General features: G+C 73.1%; 4 protein-coding genes. 1 reads left to right on the top strand and 3 read right to left on the bottom strand.

Annotated features, from left to right (window positions below; all coding sequences use genetic code 11):
- From StrepF001_RS44745 to StrepF001_RS44735, 3 genes are all read right to left on the bottom strand, one after another.
- A partial coding sequence (locus tag StrepF001_RS44745) for a biotin carboxylase N-terminal domain-containing protein (protein WP_129803804.1) occupies positions 1–1,451 on the bottom strand: 1,451 nt, incomplete at its 3' end.
- Positions 1,448–2,062: an urea amidolyase associated protein UAAP2 gene (locus StrepF001_RS44740; RefSeq protein WP_129803803.1), complete on the bottom strand. Its 615-nt coding sequence runs from the start codon at positions 2,060–2,062 to the stop codon at positions 1,448–1,450. The genes StrepF001_RS44745 and StrepF001_RS44740, both read right to left, overlap by 4 nt.
- Positions 2,059–2,883, bottom strand: a complete 825-nt coding sequence (locus StrepF001_RS44735; protein ID WP_129803802.1) for an urea amidolyase associated protein UAAP1 — start codon at positions 2,881–2,883, stop codon at positions 2,059–2,061. The genes StrepF001_RS44740 and StrepF001_RS44735 overlap by 4 nt, the downstream gene beginning before the upstream one ends.
- 151 nt (positions 2,884–3,034) lie before the next feature.
- Here StrepF001_RS44735 and StrepF001_RS44730 point away from each other — a divergent pair.
- A partial coding sequence (locus StrepF001_RS44730) for a TetR/AcrR family transcriptional regulator (RefSeq protein ID WP_129803801.1) occupies positions 3,035–3,418 on the top strand: 384 nt, incomplete at its 3' end.

Raw genomic sequence — 3,418 nt, 5'->3', positions numbered from 1 at the left:
GGCCGCATCGGCCACTGGCAGGTCGGCGTCCCGCCGAGCTGCCAGTGGCCGATGCGGCCCGGCCAGTCCTGGACGGTGGTGAGGGTGCCGCCGGAGACGACCTCGACGCGGGGGGTCGGGTCGGTCACCGTCGCGAGGGTCGCCGTCGAGTGCTCGGCGGCCACGACGGCCGGGTCCGCGAGGGCCGCTCGGACCAGGCCCAGATTCGTCTCGATGCCGTCCACCCGGGTGCGGGCCAGCGCCTCGTCCAGCCGTCGCAGCGCCTGCTCGCGGTCCGGGCCGTACGCGATCACCTTCGCGAGCATCGGGTCGTACGACGTCGTCACCTCCGTGCCCGTCTCCACCCAGCCGTCCACCCGCACGCCGGGCGGGAACTCCACCCGCGTCAGCAGTCCCGCGCTCGGCCGGTGGTCACGCGAGGGGTCCTCGGCGTAGAGGCGGGCCTCGACGGCGTGGCCGCGCGGAGGGCCGGGGTGGCGCACGACGTCGCGCTCGCCGCGCGCCAGGCGCAGCATCCAGGCGACCAGGTCGACGCCGTAGATCTCCTCGGTGACGGGGTGCTCGACCTGGAGGCGGGTGTTGACCTCCAGGAAGTACGCCTCCTCGCGGCCCGCGTCGTACACGAACTCGACGGTTCCGGCGGACCGGTAGCCGACCGAGGCGCACAAGTCCCGGGCAGAGACGGACAGTTGTTTTCGCACCTGCTCCGGCAGGCCAGGTGCGGGCGCCTCCTCCACCACCTTCTGGTGCCGCCGCTGGAGCGAGCAGTCCCGGTCGCCGAAGGTGACGACCTTTCCCTCGCCGTCCCCGAAGACCTGCACCTCGACGTGGCGGGCGCGCTCGACGAGCCGTTCCAGGAACACGCCCGCCGAGGAGAAGGAGGCCGCGGCGACGCGCTGCACCCGCTGCCAGGCCTCGGTCAGTTCGCCGGCGGACCGGCATGCCGACATGCCGATGCCGCCGCCCCCGCCCGTGGCCTTGAGCATGACGGGATAGCCGATGCGTGAGGCTTCGCCAAGGGCTTCTTCCAGCGACCGCAGCAGCCCCGTCCCCGGCGCCAGCGGAACTCCCGCAGCCTCGGCCGCCGCCCGGGCGGTGTGCTTGGCGCCGAACAGCTCCAGCTGCTCCGGCGTCGGACCCACGAACACCATCCCGGCGTCCGCGCAGCGACGGGCGAAGGCCGCGTCCTCGGACAGGAAGCCGTAACCGGGGTGGATCGCGCCCGCGCCGGTGTCCTTCGCCGCCTTCAACACCAGGTCGGCGTCCAGGTACGACTCCTTGGCGGGCGCCGGGCCCAGGCGGACGGCCTGGTCCGCGAGGCGGACGTGGGCCGCGCCCCGGTCCGCGTCGGAGTACACCGCGACCGTGCGCAGCCCCAGTTCGCGGGCGGTGCGGATGATCCGTACGGCGATCTCGCCCCGGTTGGCGACCAGTAGTGTGCCGAAGCTCATGCGCCGCCCGCCCCGCTGATCGTCATCTGCACCGCCGTCGGCTCGAAGCCGTTGCAGGGGTTGTTGATCTGCGGGCAGTTGGAGGCCAGGACGAGGACGTCCCGCTCGGCCCGCAGCGCCACGGACAGGCCCGGTGCGGAGAGGCCGTCGACGATCCCCAGCGTGCCGTCCCGCTCCACCGGCACGTTCATGTACCAGTTGATGTTCGACACGAGGTCGCGCTTGCCGAGGCCGTACCGGGCGCCTTCCGCCAGGAAGTTGTCCACGCAGGCGTGCTGCGACCAGGTGTGGTGGCCGTACCGGAGCGTGTTCGACTCCTTGGAGCAGGCCCCGCCGACCGTGTCGTGCCGGCCCACGTCGTCCGCGGTCACCGTCATCAGGGGCGTGTGCTCGTTCGAGAGCAGCACGCTGCCGGTGGTGAGGAAGATGCCGCCCTGGGCGTGGATCGTGTCGGGCGCGCTGTAGCGGACCGACGTGTCGTGGGCGTCGTAGAGAAGGAAGTCGACGGCCTGGTTGCCGTGCAGGTCGGTGATGGTCAGCGTCTCGCCGGCGCGGACGACCGACGACCAGGCCGCCCGTGCCGCGATTGTCTCGGTCTTCACAGTCGTCATGCGAGCCCCCTGGCGGCAAGGAAGTCGACGGTGTTCAGGAAAGCGCGGCGGCCCTCGGGGGTGGCCTCCCACACGGGGTCGCCCGGTGCGGTGGGGACGGCGCGCCAGGCGAGCACCTCCAGCTGGGTGCTGACGTACTCGGGACGGGGATCGGCCGGGTGCGGCACGTTCGCGATCAGTACGGTGACGTCCTGTTCGGCGCGCAGCGTCACGCTGCCGCCGGGGCCCGACGAGCCGGTGAAGAGGAGGGTCCCGTCGTCGCGGACCGCCACTCCCTGGAAGAACGACAGCGACGGTGGCAGGTCCCGGGGCTCCAGCCCGTTCTTGGCGGCGGCCAGCTTCAGCAGCTCCCGGCCGGCGGGGGAGGGGCCCTGCGGGGTGCCGTCGCCGTAGCGGTCGGTGTTGCGCACGAGGGTCGAGGTGCCGCACAGGGTGTCGTGGCGTCCGGAGGTGTCGGCGATCACCGACGCCAGGACGCGGCCCTGGTCGGACAGGAGCAGCCGCCCCTCGCCGAGGTAGGCGTTCCACTGGACCTTGACCGTGTCGGCCACGTTCAGCCGCTCCCACGGGCGGTCCGCGACGAACAGCAGCAGGTGGGCACAGGCGTCGCCGCGCACGTCGGTCAGGCGCAGCTCGCTGCCGCGGGCCAGCACCCGGTGCGTGTAGTTGCCGCCCGCCACGGTCTCGGCCCACAGGAGGTGGCCCGCCGCGCAGGGCGGCGCGGCCCAGTCGGTGGCCGGGACGACGGGCATGGCCTCGGTGCGGGTGCCTTCTTGGGCGCGTGCGTGGGCGCGGGCTCCGTGCGTGGTCGCTGTGGCCATCGCGGCTCCTCCGGCTCCGGATCGTCGATTTCTGTCGTTCGACAGAAATTAGGCGGGGCGCGGGTCGCGGGCGTTGCCCGGACGTTGCCGCCCCGTTACCGAGCCCTCACGGAAGATCGCCGAACCGGCGTCGTGTGCGAGGATCGAGCGCATGGGGACGACGGGTGCCGGACAGGGCCGACGGGTCGGCCGACCACGCGCCGAGCGGCGGCCGACCGGCGGGCCGGCGCCGCGCGAGGAACTGCTGGCCGCCGCCGCCGAGTTGTTCACCACCCGTGGGTACGCGGCCACCTCCACCCGAGCCGTCGCCGAGCGCGCCGGGATGCGGCAGGCGTCCATGTACCACTACGTCTCCGGCAAGGAGGACCTGCTCGCCGAGCTGCTGGAGTCCACGGTCAAGCCGTCGCTGGCATACGCCCGTGAGCTGCTCGCCGACGACGGTGCGCCCGCCGAGCGGCGACTGCGGGAGCTGTGCCGGGCGGACGTGGAACTGCTGTGCGCCGGGCCGCACAACCTGGGCGCCCTCTACCTGCTG

Origin of the sequence: Streptomyces sp. F001 (assembly GCF_004187715.1) — a bacterium.
In the GTDB taxonomy this organism is placed as follows: domain Bacteria; phylum Actinomycetota; class Actinomycetes; order Streptomycetales; family Streptomycetaceae; genus Streptomyces; species Streptomyces flavusporus.
This window is presented reverse-complemented; position numbering and strand designations above follow the sequence as displayed.

Excerpts from the sequence above, each read along its gene's own strand:
- StrepF001_RS44740 (WP_129803803.1), bottom strand. The coding sequence starts at position 2,062 with ATGACGACTGTGAAGACCGAGACAATCGCGGCACGGGCGGCCTGGTCG.
- StrepF001_RS44735 (WP_129803802.1), bottom strand. The coding sequence starts at position 2,883 with ATGGCCACAGCGACCACGCACGGAGCCCGCGCCCACGCACGCGCCCAA.